This window comes from Microvirga thermotolerans, from assembly GCF_009363855.1.
Lineage (GTDB): Bacteria > Pseudomonadota > Alphaproteobacteria > Rhizobiales > Beijerinckiaceae > Microvirga > Microvirga thermotolerans.
The window spans coordinates 1,192,916-1,210,738 of sequence record NZ_CP045423.1; the positions used below are offsets into that span (position 1 = coordinate 1,192,916).

General features: G+C 71.7%; 15 protein-coding genes. 5 read left to right on the plus strand and 10 right to left on the minus strand.

The annotated features are described in order from the left end of the window. Positions 1-339 precede the first annotated feature (339 nt). Complete coding sequence (mutL, locus tag GDR74_RS05520; RefSeq protein WP_152585365.1) at positions 340-2,181, plus strand: DNA mismatch repair endonuclease MutL; 1,842 nt, start codon at positions 340-342, stop codon at positions 2,179-2,181. A gap of 194 nt (positions 2,182-2,375) precedes the next feature. Here the strand turns inward: mutL and GDR74_RS05525 are convergent, their stop codons facing one another. Together GDR74_RS05525 and GDR74_RS05530 are read right to left on the minus strand one after the other, a co-directional pair. After that, on the minus strand, positions 2,376-3,122 hold the full coding sequence (locus tag GDR74_RS05525; protein WP_152585366.1) for a hypothetical protein: 747 nt from the start codon (positions 3,120-3,122) through the stop codon (positions 2,376-2,378). A 141-nt stretch (positions 3,123-3,263) separates the two neighbouring features. Further along, entirely contained in the window at positions 3,264-4,304 is a 1,041-nt protein-coding gene (locus tag GDR74_RS05530; RefSeq protein ID WP_152585367.1) for a zinc-dependent alcohol dehydrogenase family protein, read from the minus strand. Positions 4,305-5,106: 802 nt separating this feature from the next. Here GDR74_RS05530 and GDR74_RS05535 point away from each other — a divergent pair. Further along, complete coding sequence (locus tag GDR74_RS05535) at positions 5,107-5,916, plus strand: hypothetical protein (RefSeq protein WP_152585368.1); 810 nt, start codon at positions 5,107-5,109, stop codon at positions 5,914-5,916. A gap of 13 nt (positions 5,917-5,929) precedes the next feature. On the opposite strand, the gene rsmD is transcribed toward GDR74_RS05535, so the two are convergent. Both rsmD and GDR74_RS05545 read right to left on the minus strand, forming a co-directional pair. Further along, entirely contained in the window at positions 5,930-6,487 is a 558-nt protein-coding gene (gene rsmD / locus GDR74_RS05540) for a 16S rRNA (guanine(966)-N(2))-methyltransferase RsmD (protein WP_152585369.1), read from the minus strand. A gap of 13 nt (positions 6,488-6,500) precedes the next feature. Continuing rightward, complete coding sequence (locus GDR74_RS05545) at positions 6,501-8,213, minus strand: pseudouridine synthase (protein WP_152585370.1); 1,713 nt, start codon at positions 8,211-8,213, stop codon at positions 6,501-6,503. Between the two features lie 40 nt (positions 8,214-8,253). Between GDR74_RS05545 and GDR74_RS05550 the strand changes: the two genes are divergently transcribed. Further along, on the plus strand, positions 8,254-8,736 hold the full coding sequence (locus tag GDR74_RS05550; RefSeq protein WP_152585371.1) for a nucleoside deaminase: 483 nt from the start codon (positions 8,254-8,256) through the stop codon (positions 8,734-8,736). A gap of 12 nt (positions 8,737-8,748) precedes the next feature. On the opposite strand, the gene GDR74_RS18480 is transcribed toward GDR74_RS05550, so the two are convergent. From GDR74_RS18480 to purD, 3 genes are all read right to left on the minus strand, one after another. After that, positions 8,749-10,419: a calcium-binding protein gene (locus GDR74_RS18480; protein ID WP_152585372.1), complete on the minus strand. Its 1,671-nt coding sequence runs from the start codon at positions 10,417-10,419 to the stop codon at positions 8,749-8,751. Between the two features lie 87 nt (positions 10,420-10,506). Then, on the minus strand, positions 10,507-11,415 hold the full coding sequence (locus tag GDR74_RS05560) for an alpha/beta hydrolase (RefSeq protein ID WP_152585373.1): 909 nt from the start codon (positions 11,413-11,415) through the stop codon (positions 10,507-10,509). A 53-nt stretch (positions 11,416-11,468) separates the two neighbouring features. Then, a complete protein-coding gene (gene purD, locus GDR74_RS05565; protein ID WP_152585374.1) occupies positions 11,469-12,746 on the minus strand; it encodes a phosphoribosylamine--glycine ligase in 1,278 nt (425 codons plus the stop codon). A 152-nt stretch (positions 12,747-12,898) separates the two neighbouring features. Between purD and xseA the strand changes: the two genes are divergently transcribed. Both xseA and GDR74_RS05575 read left to right on the plus strand, forming a co-directional pair. Then, the gene (gene xseA, locus GDR74_RS05570; RefSeq protein WP_152585375.1) at positions 12,899-14,467 is read left to right on the plus strand and encodes an exodeoxyribonuclease VII large subunit; all 1,569 of its coding nucleotides are present in this window, start codon (positions 12,899-12,901) and stop codon (positions 14,465-14,467) included. A gap of 64 nt (positions 14,468-14,531) precedes the next feature. Then, entirely contained in the window at positions 14,532-14,759 is a 228-nt protein-coding gene (locus GDR74_RS05575) for a DUF2093 domain-containing protein (protein ID WP_246179886.1), read from the plus strand. Here GDR74_RS05575 and lpxK read toward each other — a convergent pair. Genes lpxK through GDR74_RS05590 form a run of 3 tightly spaced genes read right to left on the minus strand, consistent with a single transcriptional unit; the run spans position 14,751 to position 17,820 of the window. Beyond that, positions 14,751-15,782: a tetraacyldisaccharide 4'-kinase gene (lpxK, locus tag GDR74_RS05580; RefSeq protein ID WP_152585376.1), complete on the minus strand. Its 1,032-nt coding sequence runs from the start codon at positions 15,780-15,782 to the stop codon at positions 14,751-14,753. The two genes, GDR74_RS05575 and lpxK, sit on opposite strands and share 9 nt — an antisense overlap. Continuing rightward, positions 15,782-17,071, minus strand: a complete 1,290-nt coding sequence (locus GDR74_RS05585) for a 3-deoxy-D-manno-octulosonic acid transferase (RefSeq protein WP_152585377.1) — start codon at positions 17,069-17,071, stop codon at positions 15,782-15,784. The genes lpxK and GDR74_RS05585 overlap by 1 nt, the downstream gene beginning before the upstream one ends. Further along, positions 17,068-17,820, minus strand: a complete 753-nt coding sequence (locus tag GDR74_RS05590; RefSeq protein WP_152585378.1) for a lysophospholipid acyltransferase family protein — start codon at positions 17,818-17,820, stop codon at positions 17,068-17,070. The genes GDR74_RS05585 and GDR74_RS05590 overlap by 4 nt, the downstream gene beginning before the upstream one ends. Positions 17,821-17,823: the final 3 nt, after the last annotated feature.

The following is a 17,823-nucleotide window of genomic DNA, read 5'->3' on the forward strand; positions in this document are numbered from 1 at the left end:
GTCATGGCCGTCCCCGGACGCGATCCGGGGATCGGACCCGGCCATCCACGCCTTCTCACGGCAGCGCCACCAAGACGGGATCCCCGGGACGAGCCGGGGATGACGGCGGTGAGGGGCCAGGGGAGGCGGATTGGCGCCTCGCCCCGAGGGGCTGGCGTCCGCACCCCCCTCTCCGGCTCCCCCCGCAAGGGGGGAGAGGGCACGTCGGCGCTGCCCGCGCTTGCAAGGGACATCCCGGACCCAGCCCGCTTCCTGCGGGCATGAATGTCGCGCCTTCTGGAAAGCCCTGCCCGCGCGCCTTATTGTCATGAGCCGATTCTCGAAGATCTAAAGGGCCTCATGGCTGTCCGCCGACTCGATCCCGTCCTCGTCGACCGCATCGCCGCCGGCGAGGTGGTCGAGCGCCCTGCGGCCGCCGTGAAGGAGCTCGTGGAGAACGCCATCGACGCGGGGGCGAGCTCCATCGAGATCGCCGTCGAGGCGGGCGGACGCCGCCTGATCCGCATCGTCGACGACGGGGCGGGCATGACGCCGGAGGACCTCGAACTCGCCGTCGAGCGCCACGCCACCTCCAAGATCCCGGACGGCGACCTGTTCGCCATCGGCACCCTCGGCTTCCGCGGCGAGGCGCTGCCTTCCATCGGCGCGGTGGCGCGCCTTGCCATCACCACCCGCACCGCCGAGGCCGAGACGGGCTCCGCCATCGTGGTCGAGGCGGGCGTGAAGGGGCCGGTGCGGCCCGTGGCGGCGCCGAAGGGCACGAAGGTCGAGGTGACCGATCTCTTCGCCGCCACCCCGGCGCGGCTGAAGTTCCTCAAGAGCGACCGCGCCGAGGCACAGGCCGTCGCGGAGGTCGTCAAGCGCCTCGCCATCGCCCATCCCACCATCCGCTTCACCCTCACGGGCGAGCACGTCACGTCCTTCACCTGTCCCCCGGAGCCGGAGGGCGAGCACGGCTTCCTCCGCCGCCTGTCGCGGGTGCTGGGGCCGGAGTTCAACGACAACGCCATGGCCGTCGCGGTGGAGCGCGAGGGCGTGCGCCTCACGGGCTTCGCGGGCCTGCCGACCTTCCATCGCGGCACGTCCACGCACATCCACTTCGTGGTCAACGGGCGGCCCGTGCGCGACAAGCTCCTGCTCGGCGCGGTGCGCGGCGCCTATGCGGACGTGATGGCCTCCGACCGGCATCCGGTCCTCGCCCTGATGATCGACTGCGATCCCCGTGCCGTCGACGTGAACGTGCATCCCGCCAAGACGGAGGTGCGCTTCCGCGATCCCGCCTTCGTGCGGGGCTTCGTGGTCGCGGCCCTGAAGGAGGCGATCGTCCGCTCGGGCTTCCGCTCCGCGACGACCGGCGGCGCGCGCACCCTGGAGAGCCTGCGTCCGCAGGCGGCGCCGCCCGTGCGGCCGGTCTCCGTGGCCCACCGGGCGCCGTCGTTCCGGCATACCCATGCCTTCGCGGGCTGGCAGGCCCCGCACGACACGATGCTGCGGAGCGCGGGGCTCGCGGAAGCGCAGGCGAGCCTGCCCGACATCGCCGCTCCCTCCGCCGACAGCCGCGCCGCTTTCGCCGAGCCGGACGCGGGCGCCGAGCATGCGCCCCTCGGCGCCGCCCGCGCCCAGATCCACGGCACCTACATCGTGGCCCAGACGCAGGACGGCATCGTCATCGTCGATCAGCACGCGGCCCACGAGCGCCTCGTCTACGAGCGCCTGAAGCGCGAGCGCGCCGCCTCGGGCATCGCCCGTCAGCTCCTGCTGATTCCCGAGGTGGTGGACCTCGACCCGGTGGACGCGGACCGGGTCATGGCGGAGGCCGCCACGCTCGAGAGCCTCGGTCTCGTGCTGGAGCCGTTCGGTCCCGGCGCGATCCTCGTGCGCGAGGTGCCCGCGGCGCTGGCGGGCGGGCGCATCAAGGCCCTGGTGCAGGACGTGGCCGACGCTCTCGCCGAGTGGGGGCAGGGGGCTTCGACTCCCCTGGAGGAGCGGCTCGACGCGGTGCTCTCCCGCATGTCCTGCCACGGCTCGGTGCGCGCAGGCCGGCGCATGAAGCCCGAAGAAATGAACGCGCTCCTCCGCGAGATGGAAACCACGCCCCTGTCCGGCCAGTGCAACCACGGTCGCCCCACCTACGTGGAGCTGAAGCTCGCCGACATCGAGCGCCTGTTCGGCCGGCGCTAGGCCAAGCCCCGTCATTCCGGGATGGCCCGTAAGGGCCAGGCCCGGAACCCATAGCCGCTGACGATGCCGGACCGGGCGCAACGGCTGCCATGGCTCTTCGTTCCGAGATGCCGGTGGTTATGGATTCCGGGCTCGCCTGCGGCGCCCCGGAATGACGGAGCGGAGGCTTCGGAATTCTTCGGAACGGACCGTCCCTAGAACGCGAGGGGCGTGCCGGATACCGGCTCGAGGGCGTCGCCCCTGCGCTCGTAGACGACGGTCGATGTCGAGGAACGGCCGTTCTTCTTCCCGCGATAGCTCACCGTCAGGCGTCCCGCGGCGTCCATGGTCCAGGACCCTTTGAGGGCGGTGCAGGAGCGGCCGGCCGTGCCCGCGCCGCAGGTGTCGTGGGACAGGACGATGCCGTCCTCCGGGCCGATCCGCACCGCCTCGCCGTTGCGGAAGACGAAGACCTGGAGAACGCTCGTGGTCTCGCCCTGGAACGTGCCGCCGCCTTCCACCGCGATGCCGTCGTCCGTTCCGACGCGCACGGGCGTGATGGCGGTCACGTCTCCCCAGGAACCGGCTTCGGTGAACTCGTGGTGATGCGCCACCGTGACAAGGCGATCCCCGTCGCGCCGCAGGAACGTGGCGCTGATCTTCGCGCCGCAGCCGTGGCAGGCGTCGCCCGGCTTCTGGCTGAAGGTGAACAGGACCACCGCGTCGCCGAAGGCGTTCGCCTGGTAGGGATGGACGCAGGGATCGGGCTCCGGGTCGTCGGGATCGTCCCTGCGCTCGGGGACATTGGGATAGGCGGCCTTCACGGCGGCGCGCAGGAGGGCATGTCCGCGCATCGCCGCGGCGGAGCCGGGGCAGAGCGGCATCGGCGCGCCCTGGGCCCGCGTGCCCTGCGCGGCGATGAGAAGGCTCGCGGCGGCGAGCAGGACAAGACGCCCGATCATGGGAACGGCACCGACGCTCGAGGCCGATGGCGGCCCGGAGTTCCATAGCCGATTTCCATGGCGCCGCAACGGAAAGATCGCGGTGCCGCCGCACACTTTCCGGTCCTGTGGCGGCGTTGCAAGCCCCGGTCGGGCGGTGCCTCAGAAGCGGGTGATCACGGCGATGCCGGTGCCCTCGAAGCGGTCCATGGCCATGAGCGCCGCGGGCGCCTCCTCGAGCGCGATGTGGCGCCCGACGAGCCGCTGCGGCGCGAGCCGGCCGGCCGCGATCATCGCCATCATCGCGTCGTAGCGGAAGGCCTGCATCCCGTGGCTGCCGTAGATTTCGAGCTCGTGCGCGATGACCTTGTCCATGGGGATCTGCGGTCTCGCATGCTCGCCGAGCATCAGCCCCACCTGCACGTGGCGGCCGCGGCGGCGGAGGTTGGCGATGGAGTTGAAGCAGGTCGCCGGGTGCCCCAGGGCGTCGATGGAGGCATGGGCGCCGCCCCCGGTGATCTCCCGGACCGCCTCCGCCACGTCCGCTCCGTCCGCGGCCCGGACCGTCGCCACGGCGCCGAGCGCCCGGGCGAGGTCGAGCTTGTCCTGCGCGATGTCGACGGCGACCGGGTTCGCGCCCATGGCGGCGGCGATCATGATCGCGGAGAGGCCGACGCCGCCGCAGCCGTGCACCGCCACCCACTCGCCGGGCTTCACGCGGGCCTGGTCGACCACGGCGCGGAAGGAGGTCACGAACCGGCAGCCGAGGCTCGCGGCGGTGGCGAAGTCGAGGCTCTCCGGCAGCGCGACGAGGTTGAGGTCCGCGCGGTCGAGGGCCACGTATTCCGCGAAGGAGCCCCAGGCGGTGAAGCCCGGCTGGAACTGGCGCTCGCAGACCTGCTGGTTGCCGGAATGGCATTCCCGGCAATGGCCGCAGCCGGCGACGAAGGGAACGGTGACCCGGTCTCCCGCCTTCCAGCGGGTGACGCGCGCACCCGTGGCGACGACGGTGCCCGCCAGCTCGTGGCCGGGCACGTGCGGCAGCACGATGTCGGGATCGTGCCCCATCCAGCCGTGCCAGTCGCTCCGACACAGCCCCGTCGCCTCCACCTTCACCACCACGCCCTCGGGGGAGGGCGCCGGATCCGGCACGGTCTGCACGCGCGGCGGCCGGCCGAACTGCTCGTAGACGACGGCTTTCATGGAAGGTCCTTCCTCTTCATGCGAGGGTGGTTTAGCCCGCGGGTGACGGAGGGGCAAATGCCCCGCAGATGCCCCGCAAATGCCCCGAATGACGCGAGAGGCAGGACGCGGCCTTCCCCGCCGGTCCCGGAGGTTTCCGCGAAGCGCTGCGCAGCCTTGCCCGCCTGCGGATCGCGGAGGGCACGGGCAGCGCCGTCGCGCCCCTGCCCCTCCCCTTCGCAAGCCGGGTGGTCCCGACTTGCGCACCGGAAGAGCCGATCCCGGGGCGACGCGTGATCGGCGGGGGAGGGAACGCGTCGCGCTTCCCGCGCACCGCCGTCCGACCGGACCGGCCCGGCCATGCCGCCGGAGATGAGCCGTGAGAAGCACGCACGCCGCCGCGTCCTCCGGGCGCGTGGGCCCGGAGGGGCGGCGGGGTCGAGGGGGCACGAGGGTCGCTCCGGCTCGGGGGAAGGAAGGGGTGAAGGCAATGAGCCGCAGCGTCATCGCGCCCGGTTCTTTTCCGGCGGACCGGCGGCGGAGGCTCCGGGGATGGCCCGGACGCGGGGCGGCGTTGACGAACGCCGGCGGCGCCGGACGGCCCGGAGCCCCGGCGGTGCCGGGGCCGCCCGCGGCCGGCGCGTGCGTGGCGCGCGGGCGCGGGACCGGTCCCGTCCCCGCATTCGGCGACGCCTCGCGAGCGCGCCCCTCGGCGGGACGGGATGCGTCACGATATAGCCGAGCTTGGCGCCGCTGTCAAGAACGAAAGCGGAACATTGCTGCGGGCGCACCTTGCCCGCGATTACCCTCTTCGAATACGAAGGTGAAGGGACCTCTCCCCATCGGCGACAAACTCGGCATGAGCTACCGAGCGACCTTGGTGCTTGCGTTCATCTGCACGGCGGCCCTGACGGGGCCTGCATCGGCGCACCGCCCCTATTTCACGCAAGTGGAGAAGATCCGGCTCCCGAGCGGTGAGATGGGAGAGGTTCGTCTCCTCAACGGGGACGGAATCTTTGGCCCCGATCCGGTCAGGCCAATCGTCGTCGACCGACACCGGCGCCTCGTCGCGAGAGGCCCGAAAGCGCAGGCCTATGCGGTTTCCTGCAATCGGGATCACGATTGTTCGATTGTCGATCTTTCGTCCGGGCAGGCCTTGGATCTGGATCCCTCAACGTTCCGGCAAGGGGCCTTGCAGCCGGAAGCCGCACCTTATGATCGCACGGACGACTGGGATCTCGAAGACGGGGCGGACAGTTGGGGATTTGCTCCGAGGGGGGCGACCTTCGCGGAGTATTGGATCGCCAGCTTGAGCCTCGCCGGCGAAAGGCGCATCGTCATCTTTCTCATGGTCGGGCTTGCGGCGTTGGGGTCCCTGTTCCTCGTCAGGTTCCGCTCGAAACCGGCACAGCCTGGATCTTCTTCGCTCGTGCGAGCGATGGCGTTCCTTGCCGGTCTCGCGGGGCTCTGTTTCGCCTCGCTGGTCAATCTCCATGTGGCGATCGTAGGCGGTCTGACCCTGGAGCTTTGGTTCATCTCGTCCTGTGCCGGTACCGGCATCGCCCTTGTCCTCGGCCGGGTCCTGGGCTGGAGCGCCCGAAGGTTCGCGAGGAAGCGCGTTAACGCAGCGTGATGCGGCCAGGGCGTCACTTCGTAAACCGCCCGAACACCACCTTCGTCTCCCCGTAGTCCCGCCGCTCGATCTCCGCGAAACCCTCCGGCAGGGCGATGTCGACGCCCTGGGCTTCCTCCACCACCACGAGAGCATCGGGGGTGAGCCAGCCGCCTTCGGCGCAGGAGCGGAGGGCCCTCGGGGCCAGGTCCCTGCCGTAGGGCGGGTCGCAGAACACGAGGGAGAAGGGGGCGTTCGGGGCCGCCGCGCCCATGCGGGTCGCGTCGCGGCGGAAGAGGCGCGTGGCGCCGCCCGCGCCGAGGGTCTCCACGTTCTCGCGGATGATGCCGCGCGCCTGCGCCCCGTCATCGACGAAAAGCGCGAAGGCCGCTCCGCGCGAAAGCGCCTCGAGCCCCATGGCGCCGGTGCCGGCGAACAGGTCGAGCACGCGCGCGCCCTCGACGGGATCGTCGTAGCCGTGCTGGAGAATGTTGAAGATCGTCTCGCGCAGGCGGTCCGAGGTCGGGCGGATCGCGTCCGAACTCGGCCCCTTGAGCGAGCGGCCGCGCCAGCGCCCGCCCACGATTCTCATCGCTCAATCCCCCTCAGCGGCGGCCGCGCGGCCCGCCCCTCGGCCCGCCGCCCTTCGGCCCGCCGCCCTTCGGTCCGCCGCTCCTCGGCCCGCCGCTCCTCGGCCCGTCGTTCTTGCGTCCGCCCTTGAAGCCGCCGCGGGCCTCCCCGGGGCGGCCCTTTCCGCCCGGACGGGCGGGGCCTTCCCCCCGGCGCGGCTTGAAGGGCCGCTCGTCCCGCTCGCGGCGCGGGGCTTCGCTGCCGCCGAAGTGCCGGCGGGGCCGGTCCTCGCCGCCCGGGGCCGGGCGGCCGAAGCTCTTGCGGGGACGTGCGGGCGGCTCCTCCCGGGGCTCGCTCACCAGGCGCTCGACCACCACCTTGCGGCCTTCGCCGGTGGCGATGGCGCCGACGCGCTGGCGCTGGCGCTCCGCGCTGGCGGCCCGCACTGCCTTCGGGTCCAGCCCGCGGCGGGGTGCCTTGCGGTGAGGGGGCTCCTCCGTCTCGTCCGCGCGCCAGACGCTGCGCTTCGGCTCCAGGCGGGAGGGGCGCTTGCGCGGCTCCTCCTCCCGGTCGTGAAGCCGGTCGCCGCCCTCGCGGGGACGGAAGGGGCGCTCGTCCTCGTCCCGGCGGCGGCGCGGACGCTCCTCGCCCCGGTCGCGGCCGAAGCGGGAGGGCCGCTCGTCACGGCGCTCGCCGGGTTCGGCGCGCTCCTTCTTCGGCGAGCCGAAGGGCGCGATGGGCTCGCGCACGGGGCTCTCGAAATCGACGCCGGCCTCGGCCGCGAGCGCGGTGCCGAGCTGGTCCTTGAGGACCCTGGTGCGGACCTCCTCGACCAGGCCGGGCTCCAGGTCTCCCAGCTGGAAGGGGCCGAAGGACAGGCGGATCAGCCGGTTCACCTGCAGGCCGAGATGCTCGAGGATGCGCTTGACCTCGCGGTTCTTGCCCTCGCGCAGGCCAAGCGTGAGCCACACGTTGTCGCCCTGCACCCGGTCGAGCCGGGCCTCGATGGGGCCGTATTCCATGCCGTCGATGGTGACGCCGTCCTTGAGCCGGTCCAGGTCCGCCTGGGTCACGTCCCCGTGGGCGCGCACCTTGTAGCGGCGCAGCCAGCCGGTGTCGGGGTGGGCGATCACCTTGGCGAGGCCGCCGTCGTTGGTGAGGAGCAGCAGCCCTTCCGTGTTGATGTCGAGCCGGCCGACGGCCACCACCCGGGGCAGGTCCTCGGGCAGGTTCTCGAACACGGTGGGGCGGCCCTCCGGGTCGCGGGCGGTGGTCACGAGACCGCGCGGCTTGTGGTAGAGCCACAGGCGCGTGCGCTCCTTGGCGGGGAGAGGCTCCCCGTCCACGGCGATCCTGTCGGAGGGCTTCACGTTCACGGCGGGAGAATCGAGCACCGTGCCGTTGAGGGTCACGCGCCCTTCCGCGATCATCGCCTCCGCATCGCGCCGGGAGGCGACTCCGGCGCGGGCGATGACCTTGGCGATCCGCTCCTCCGCGGGCTCGGCAGGCTGGGCTTCGGCAGGGGCCTCGCGATGGGGGGCGGGCCGGCGCGGGCGCTCGTCGCCGCCACGGCCGCGGAAAGGCTTCTCCGGGCCCTTGCGGGATGTCCAGGGGGCGTCGCCGCCGCGCGAGCGGAGCGGGCGGTCGCCCTCCTTGCGGGATTTGAAGGGCCGGTCACCGGAGGTGCGGCCTCGATCGGAGCGCCCGGACGGGCGGCCCTTTCGACGTTCGTCGTTGCTGTCGGTCATGGGAGCCTGATAGCAGAGGAGAAGGAGAGAAGCGAGGACAATGGACGAACCCGGCCCCGACAGGCGCGATTCCGCATCCGCCAGGCCCGACCCCATGGGCGCGGCCTTCGCGGAGGCGCGGGCGGCGGCCGCGCGCGGCGAGGTGCCGGTGGGGGCGGCCGTGGTCAAGGACGGGCGGGTGATCGCCTCGGCGGGCAACGCGCCCCGCGCCCTGCGCGACCCCTCCGCCCATGCGGAGATCCTCGCCATCCGCCGCGCCTGCGAGGCCCTGGACGACGAGCGCCTGACGGGCTGCGACCTCTACGTGACCCTGGAGCCCTGCACCATGTGCGCCGCCGCGATCTCCTTCGCCCGGATCCGCCGGGTCTATTTCGCGGCCGCCGACCCGAAGGGCGGTGCGGTGGAGAACGGGGTCCGCTTCTTCCGGCAGCCCACATGCCACCACGCCCCGGAGGTCTACGGCGGCATCCGGGAGGGCGAGGCGGCGGAGCTGCTGAGGGCGTTCTTCGAAGAGCGGCGGTGAGAGGCTTCGCGTTCAGGTCACGAAGAAGTCGTTCGCGGCCAGCTTCAGCTTGGCGGACAGGGTCGCGAAATGGATCGCCTGCTTCGCGCCGGAGCCGTCCTCGTCGTAGTACAGCTTGCCGTTCGTCTTGTTGTAGACGATCCGGTCGGAGGCGTCGTGCGCCTTCGTGCCGATGTGGAACGCATCCTTCTTCAGGGTGCCGGCCTTCAGCTTCCTGAACACCGCGTTCTCCAGATGCACGGTGTCGTCCACCGGCCTGAAGTCGACGATCCGGTCGATGTTCGTGTTCTTCGTCTTCGCGACGACGGCGTTGAAGACAAAGACGTCGGCGCCCGCTCCCCCCGTGAGCACGTCCTTGCCGAGGCCGCCTGCAAGCGTGTCGTTGCCGAGGCCGCCTGTCATGCGGTCGTTGCCGGCCCCGCCGTCGAGATAATCGTTGCCGCCGAGCCCATCGAGGACATCGTCCTGATCTCCGCCGGTATGTCTGTCGTTGCCGGCGGACGGCGTCCAGGCCGGCACGTCGGGTGACTCCGGGGTATCCGGTATGTCGGGTGTATCTGGTGAGCCCGGCGTGTCGGGCACGTCGGTTCCTGCCACGCCGAAGATCTCGGCCCTGATTCTGGCGCCCTGGCTGTCCTGGTTGTTCCAGTTGACGACGAAGGCTCCGTTCGAGAGGGCGATGATTTCGGGGTTGTACTGGTCGCCCGCCGTCGAGGTGCCGACCGAAACCGTGTCCTGAACGACGGTTCCATTGGCGTTGCAGGCAGCAACGTAAACGTCGTCCTGGCTGTTGACCTTGATCTGGAACGTCAGAGCGAAGCCGCCGCCCGCCAGGAGCGTGATCTCTGGAGTACCCGTCACCGTCCCTGCCGGGCGTGAGAACAGCATGGGATCTCCGGATGCGACGACCCCGGCGTCGCTGTTCACGAAGACCTGGGCACGAAACACGGGCTGACCGTTGTTCACGTCTTCCCAGACCACGACGCACCGGTCGTTTCCGAGAGCGGTGACGCCGGGATGAACCTCCGTCGCGACCCCTGTCCTCGCGAGCTCCGTGCTGATGGTCGGCTGATCGCCGTCGAGATGGATGAGGCCAATCGTTCCGTCCACGGCCGCGACAGCCACGACGGTCCCGTTCGGGAGCATCGTCGTTGCCACCCGCTCGTCGTTAGGAAAATCGTGAACGCGGTACGCCTCGCGCAACCAGGTGTTGCCGCTCGGCGTGACGGCCTCTCCGAACAGGGAAGCCGTCTGCGAGTAGATGCCCCGGTACAGCACCGTGAAACCACCGTTCGCGGTGGCCTGCACGTTCACCATCTCCGGATTGGCCACATTGCTGTCGCTGACGGTGAATACGCTCCCGACCGGTTCATGGGCAGGGTCCAGTGCCTGGGCCTCCAGGACCGCGCCGTTCGAATCCGATTTGTACCAGGCGACGACGGTCCGCCCGTCGGACAAGGCGGCGGCCTGCACGGAGCCTATGCTGCTTTCGGGAAGGCGCGCGAGAAGTGTTGCGGGGCGCAGCGCCGTCCCGTCCGGCTTGTAGACGGCCGTGTAGACATAGCCCGTTCCTTGGGCGTCGAAATCGGTCCAGGCGACCAGGAAATTTCCGTCGGCCAGCGTGGTGATGTCGGAGCTGGAGCCGAAGGTGGACAGGTTGATGAAGTGCGGGAGAGTTGGCATGGCGCTGCTTATGAACGATATATTGAATCAATAGTCGATCGCGAAGCCCGTCTCATGTGCTCTGACGCACAGGGTGCGGTCGAAAAATTACGCCGCCAGAAACTCCCGCATCGCCGCAAGCGTCGCGCCCGGCATCTCCTCCGCCACGAAGTGGCCCGACGAGACGCCGGTGCCGGTGATGTCCGGCGCGAAGGTGGAGCGCCAGATGTCGAGCGGGTGCTGCGCCTCGCCGCTCGTGCCGCTCACGAGGTAGAAGTCGCTCCAGATCAGCTGCACGGGGCACTGGATCGTCCGGCCCGCCGCCCGGTCCGCCTCGTCCGCCTCGATGTCCCGCGTCGCGCCCGCGCGATAATCCTCGCAGAAGGCATGGATGCGCGAGGGCTCGTTGAAGCCTTCCCGATAGGCGCGCATCGCCCGCGGGTCGAAGGGCGAGAGGTCGCCCGGCGCGGACCAGAGCTTCATCAGCCCTTCGAAATAGGGGATGGGATCGCGGCCGATCTCCTCCTCCGGCCGGGGATAGGGCCTCGAGAGGAAGCCCCAGTGGGCCTCCGGCACGCGGCCCGCCTTCATCTGCGCCCAGACGTAGGCGGTCGGCAGGATGTCGAGGAGGCACAGCCTCTCCACCCGGCCGGGATGGTCGAGGGCGAGCCGGTAGCCGACGCGCGCGCCCCGGTCGTGCCCGGCGACGGCGAAGCGCACGGCGCCGAGCTCCTCCATGACCGCGATCACGTCGCGGCCCATGGCGCGCTTGGAATAGGTCTCGTGCGCGGCGTCGCCCCGCGGCGCGGTGGACCAGCCGTAGCCGCGCAGGTCCATGCACACCACCCGGTGGGTTTCGGCGAGCGCCGGGGCGAGGCGATGCCACATCGCATGGGTCTGCGGGAAGCCGTGCAGCAGGACGAGGGGAGGGCCGTCGCCCTTCGAGCGTGCGAAGATGCGCCCGGCCTCCGTGTCGATCCAGTGGGACTGGAAGCCGGGGAAAAGATCGTCGCTCATGGGCCCCTCCGGAAACGGTCTGCCCCTCCATCTAGGGGAGGGGGCGCGTTTCGTCAGCCCCGCTCGCGCGCCACCTCGCGCCAGCCGATGTCGCTCCGGCAGAAGCCCTCCGGCCAGTCGATGCGCGACACCGCCGCGTAGGCGCGCTCCTGCGCCTCGGTGATCGTGGATCCCAAGGCCGTGACGTTGAGGACGCGCCCGCCGTGACTCACGATCCTGTCGCCGTCCCGCCTGGTGCCCGCATGGAAGACGATCACGTCCTCCAAGGCCTCCGCGGCGTCGATGCCGCGGATCTCGGAGCCCTTCTCCACCGGGCCGGGATAGCCCTTCGCGGCCATCACGACGGTGAGCGCCGCTTCCCGCCGCCATTGCAGCGACACGCTGTCGAGAAGGCCGTCGCAGGCGGCGAGGAAGGCGGTCAGGAGGTCGGACTTCAGGCGCGGCAGCAGGACCTGGGTCTCCGGATCTCCGAGCCGCACGTTGTACTCGATGAGCTGGGGCCCGTCCTTCGTGAGCATCAGCCCCGCATAGAGAATGCCCCTGTAGGGCATGCCGCGGGCGCGCATGCCCGCCAGGGTCGGCTCGACGATCTCGCGCAGCACGCGGGCCTGGATCTCCGGCGTCAGCACGGCGGCGGGGGAATAGGCGCCCATGCCGCCCGTGTTCGGTCCCTCGTCGCCGTCGTGGACGCGCTTGTGGTCCTGCGCGGTGCCGAAGGGAATCGCGGTCGTGCCGTCGCACAGGGCGAAGAAGCTCGCCTCCTCGCCTTCGAGGAAGGCCTCCACCACCACCTCGGCCCCGGCTTCGCCGAAGGCGCCTCCGAGCATCGCGTCGACGGCGGCCTCCGCCTCCTCGAAGGAGGCGGCGACCACCACGCCCTTGCCCGCGGCGAGCCCGTCCGCCTTCACCACGATCGGCACGCCGTAGCTGCGGATATAGGCCTTGGCGGCTTCCGCGTCGGTGAAGCGCCGGTAGGCGGCGGTGGGGATGCCGAATTCGGCGCAGAGATCCTTCGTGAAGGCCTTCGAGCCTTCGAGCTGCGCGGCGGCCCGCGTGGGGCCGAAGGCCTTGATGCCGGCGGCGGTCAGGTCGTCCACCAGGCCCGCCACCAGCGGCGCCTCCGGGCCGACCACCACGAAGTCGATTCCGTTCGTGCGGCAGAATGCGATCACGGCCGCATGGTCGGCCACGTCGAGGGCGACGTTCTCCCCATGCTGCGCGGTGCCCGGATTGCCGGGCGCGACGAAGAGCCGGTCGCAGAGAGGGCTCGCCGCGATGCTCCAGGCGAGCGCATGCTCGCGCCCGCCGGATCCGATGAGAAGGATGTTCATGCCTGCCGTCCTGTGATGACAGGCTGCTCTTAAACGGACGCCGGAGGCCCATCAACCGGAAGGGCGGAGGCTTCGCACTGCGACCGGATGGCTGTGCGCAGGTCCTCCCGGGCCCTTTGCAGACTCCGGCCGAACGGATTAGGGTCGCGATCATGACGCCCGACAAAGCCCCCTCGAACGCGCCGGAATGGACGGTCTCCGACCTGGCCGGCGCCCTCAAGCGCACCCTGGAGGAGGCGTTCGGATATGTGCGGCTGCGGGGAGAAATCTCGGGCTTCCGCGGCCAGCACTCGTCGGGCCACGCCTATTTCTGCCTCAAGGACCAGAGCGCCCGCATCGACGCGGTGATCTGGAAGGGCACCTTCTCGCGGCTCAAGATCAGGCCGGAGGAGGGGCTGGAGGTCATCGCGACCGGGCGCATCACCACCTTTCCCGGCAAGTCCACCTACCAGATCGTCGTCGACGCCCTGGAGCCGGCGGGCGTGGGCGCCCTCATGGCGCTCCTCGAGGAGCGCCGCCGCAGGCTCGCGGCGGAAGGCCTCTTCGCCGAGGAGCGCAAGCGCCGCCTGCCTTACCTGCCGCAGGTGATCGGCGTCGTCACCTCGCCCACCGGCGCGGTGATCCGCGACATCCTCCACCGGCTGGAGGACCGGTTCCCCCGCCACGTGCTCGTCTGGCCGGTGCGCGTGCAGGGCGAGACCTGCGCCGCCGAGGTGGCCGCCGCCATCCGCGGCTTCAACGCCCTGGACCCGAAGGGGAAGATCCCCCGGCCCGACGTGCTCATCGTCGCCCGCGGCGGCGGCTCCATCGAGGACCTGTGGGGCTTCAACGAGGAGGTCGTCGTCAGGGCGGCGGCGGAGAGCGCGATCCCGCTGGTCTCCGCCGTGGGGCACGAGACCGACTGGACCCTGATCGACCATGCCGCCGACCGGCGGGCGCCGACGCCCACGGGGGCGGCGGAGATGGTGGTGCCGGTCCGGGTCGAGCTCATGGCCGGCGTCAACGATCTCGCCCGGCGGCACGTGGAATCGGTCTTCCGCATCCTCGACCGCCGCCGCTCCGACCTGCGCGCCACCGCCCGGGCGCTGCCTGCGCCGGACGCCCTCTTCGCCCCGAAGCGCCAGCGGCTCGACCTCGCCGTCGCCAGGCTCCTGCCCGCCCTCTCGCGCAACTCCCGCAACCACGAGACGCGGCTGCTCGATCTCTCGCGCCGCCTCTCGCAGGTGTCGCCCGTCGCCCGCGTCGCGGCCATGCGGGCCAAGCTCGACGCGGTGGGGCAGCGCCCGTACCTCGCCGTCAGCCGCGCCCTCGTCCAGCGGGGCGAGTCCCTGAAGCAGGCGGGGCAGCGGCTCGTGGTGGCGCGGGAAACCCTCCTGCGCGCCGAGCGCATTCGCATCGCCCAGGCGTCCGACCTCGTCCGGCGGGTCTCGGAGCGCCTCGGCCCCGCCCTTGCCGGGCAGGTCGAGCGCAAGGCCAAGCGCCTCGAAGCCCTGGGGCAGCTCTTCGACAGCCTGAACTACAAGTCCGTCCTGGCGCGCGGCTTCGCCCTGGTGCGCGACGCGGACGGCCAGCCCCTGCGCTCCGCCGAGGAGGTGGCGGACGGGCAGGCCCTGGTGCTGGAATTCGCCGACGGCACGGCGCAGGCGACCGGCGGTCGCGGCCTCAGGCCGAAGGCGCCCCGGCCCAAGGCCGTCGCGGAAGAGCAGGGCGCCCTGTTCTGATCCGCCATTGCAAACCCGCCCCCGGCGCCCTTATCTCGACAACAGGTTTACCCCAGACGGCGTGATGTCAGAGCCCATGAACAAGTTCGAGCCGACCGGCGGCGAGGCCGTCGTGCAGTATCTCGACAGCGACCTGCGCGTGATCAAGCCGGGCGCCTTCGTGCGCTGCGCCGTGACCGGCAAGCCCATCCCGCTCGACGAGCTGAAGTACTGGAGCGTGGAGCGCCAGGAGGCCTATGCGTCCCCCGAGGCGGTGATGGCGCGCGTCACGGAGACGGCCCGCTCATCCTGAGGGAGCATCGGGAGGAAGCCCGGTCCTGCGCCCGGCGATCCGGCGCAGGAGGAAGCGGCGGAAGGATTGCGGATCCTCCAGGCGCAGGCGCACGGGCAGGGCGCGCAGCTCCGGCCAGGGCGGCAGGGCCGCCGCGCCCTCGATCCGGACCAGGTCCTTCTCCGTCGTCACCGGCTGCAGCCCCCGCCGCTCTGCCTCGCCCTTGAGAGACGCGATGTCCGACGCGTCGAAGGCGTGATGATCCGCGAAGGCGACGGCCTGCGCCACGGTGAGGCCGCAGGCCCTGAGGGTCGCGAAGAACTTGTCCGGGCGGCCGATCCCCGCAAAGGCCAGAAGCGGGCGGCCGCTGAGGCTCTCGACGACGGCCGGGTCCGGCTCGAGAACGCCCCGGAACGCGCGCTTGCCCCGCCGTTCCGCCTCCGCGGCGAGCGCCGTGCCGGGTTCTCCCTCGCCGATCACCACCACCGCATCGACCGCGGGCCACTGCGCCTCCATGGGGGCGCGCAGGGGGCCCGCGGGCAGGGGCAGGCCATTGCCGATCCCCGTCGCCCCGTCGATCACGGCGATGGCGCCGTCCTTGAGGAGGGAGGGGTTCTGCAGCCCGTCGTCCATGACGATGACGGTCGCGCCCGTCTCGACGGCGAGGCCGGCGCCCCGGGGGCGGTCCCGGGAGACGACGGTCGGCGCCATGCCGGCGAGGAGGAGCGGTTCGTCGCCTACGTCGGCGGCGGTATGGTCGATCCGTACCTGGACCGGGCCCGCGAGGCGCCCGCCATAGCCCCGCGACAGGAAGGCGGGGGTCTCGCCGGCCTCGGTCAGGATTTCGGCGATGGCCAGGGCCGTCGGGGTCTTGCCCGCGCCGCCCGCGGTGAAGTTGCCGACGCACAGCACCGGGATCTCGGCCCGCCGGCCGGGCCTGCGCATGCGCGACGCGGCGACGCGGCCGTAGATCGCCGCCGCCGGCGACAGCAGCCGCGCGGGAAGGGAAGGGGACTTGCGCTCCCAGAAGCGCGGCGCGCGCATCAGCGTCGGGCTCCGAGCTTCGCCTGGACGATGAAGGGCTCGATGGACTGGATCGTGCGGTCGACCGCTCCGCCGAGCGCCTGCACGGCCTCGCCCGCCGCCCGGGCCATGGCCCGGGTGAGGGCGGCGTTGCCCAGAAGTTCGCTGACCGCCCGCGCGAGGCCCGCATTGTCCTTGACCATGAGGGCCCCCCGCGCCTCGTCGAGGGCCGCGTAGATCTCCGCCGCGTTGTGCACGTGGGGGCCGTGCAGGATGGCGGAGCCGAGCTTCGCGGGCTCGATGGGGTTGTGTCCGCCGACCGGCGCAAGGGTCCCGCCCATCAGGACCACGGGGGACAGGCGGTAGAACAGGCCCATCTCGCCGATGGTGTCGACCACGTACACGTCCGTGGCCCGGTCCGGGGGCATGCCCTGCGAGCGGCGGCCCGCCCGCAGGCCCGCCTGCGCCGCCAGGGCCGCCACCTCGGGGCCGCGCTGCGGATGGCGCGGGGCGACGATGGTGAGAAGGTTCGGGTAGCGCTTGGCGAGGGCGCGGTGGACCGCGATGGCGGCGCTCTCCTCGCCCGGATGGGTGCTGGCGGCGAGCCAGACCGGCCGGCCGGCGATCAGGCCGGACAGGTGCGCCACCGCGCGGGGGTCGGCGGGAGGCGGGGGCGCGTCGAACTTCAGGTTGCCGGTCACGAAGACGCGGGGGGCGCCGAGCCGGGCGAGGCGCTCCGCGTCCTCGGTCGTCTGGGCGAGGCACAGGGCGAAGCGCTCCAGGAGGGTCCTGATCGCACGGGGCAGCCTCTGCCAGCGCCGGTAGGAGCGGTCCGACATCCGCCCGTTGACCATGACGAGGGGGATCTGGCGCTCGTCGAGGGCGAAGACCGTGTTCGGCCAGATCTCCGATTCGGCCACGAGGGCGAGGTCCGGCCGCCAGTGGTCGAGGAAGCGCCGCACGTAGCGCGGCACGTCGAGGGGCACGTACTGGTGCACGGCTCCCGGCGGCAGGCGGCGGGCGATGAGGGCGGCGGAGGTGCGCGTGCCGGACGTGACGAGGACGGAGAGCCCCCGCTGGGTCAGGCGCTCCACGATCGGCATCAGGGACAGGGTCTCGCCGTTGCTCGCCCCGTGCACCCAGACCAGATGCCCCTTGGGGCGGGGGCGGCTGGGATGGCCCTGGCGCTCGCCGAGGCGGGTCCTGTCCTCGCGGCCCTTGCGCCGGCGCCAGTAGAGCAGCCCGATCACCCCCGGCTCCAGCGCGGCGGTGATGGTGCGGTAGGTCCTGGCGATCAGAGGCGTCCTCATGCGCCGGAGCCTCCGGCGAGGGCGGCCGGCGCGCGCTTGCGCGTGCGGGCGCCCGGGTCCTCGGAGCCGACCAGGGCATAGGCGCGGGCATGGACCGCGTCGAGCTCCCGCTCGACGGCCTGCCGCGCCTCCTCCAGGGCCTCGGCGTCCGCGTCGCGGGGGACGCGGATGGGCTCGCCCAGCACCATGGCGCCGCGGCCGAAGGGCAGGCCCAGGCTCGCCCGGTCCCAGCTGTCGAAGTCGATCCTCCGGCTCGTCACCACGGCCACCGGAACGATGGGCCGTCCCGAGAGCTGGGCCAGGGTCACGATGCCTTCGCCGCAGACCCGCGAGATCTTGGGAATGTCCGCGGTCATCACCACCATCTCGCCGTCGGCGAGGGCGCGCAGCATGGCGCGCATGGCGGAGACGCCGCCCTTCTTGCGGATGTCGCGGCCCCTGGCCCCCGAGCCGCGGATGGCGCGGATGCCCAAGTGGCGCAGGGCGATGGCGTTGAACTCCCCGTCGCCGGAGCGGGAGACGAGGCTCGCCGCCCGGTCCTGCGGGCGCTTGGCGAAGTGGATCATGAAATGCTGCCCGTGCCACATGGCGGCGATCACGGGCATCATCGGGCCGATCCGGTCATAGGCATCCGCCGGTTCCATGACGAACCGGTTGGTCCGCTGCACGAGCCGGAGATAGCTCGCCACCAGGAAGCCCATGGCCTCCTGGACCGGGCGCGACCGCGTGATGCGCTTGACCAGGCTCATCGC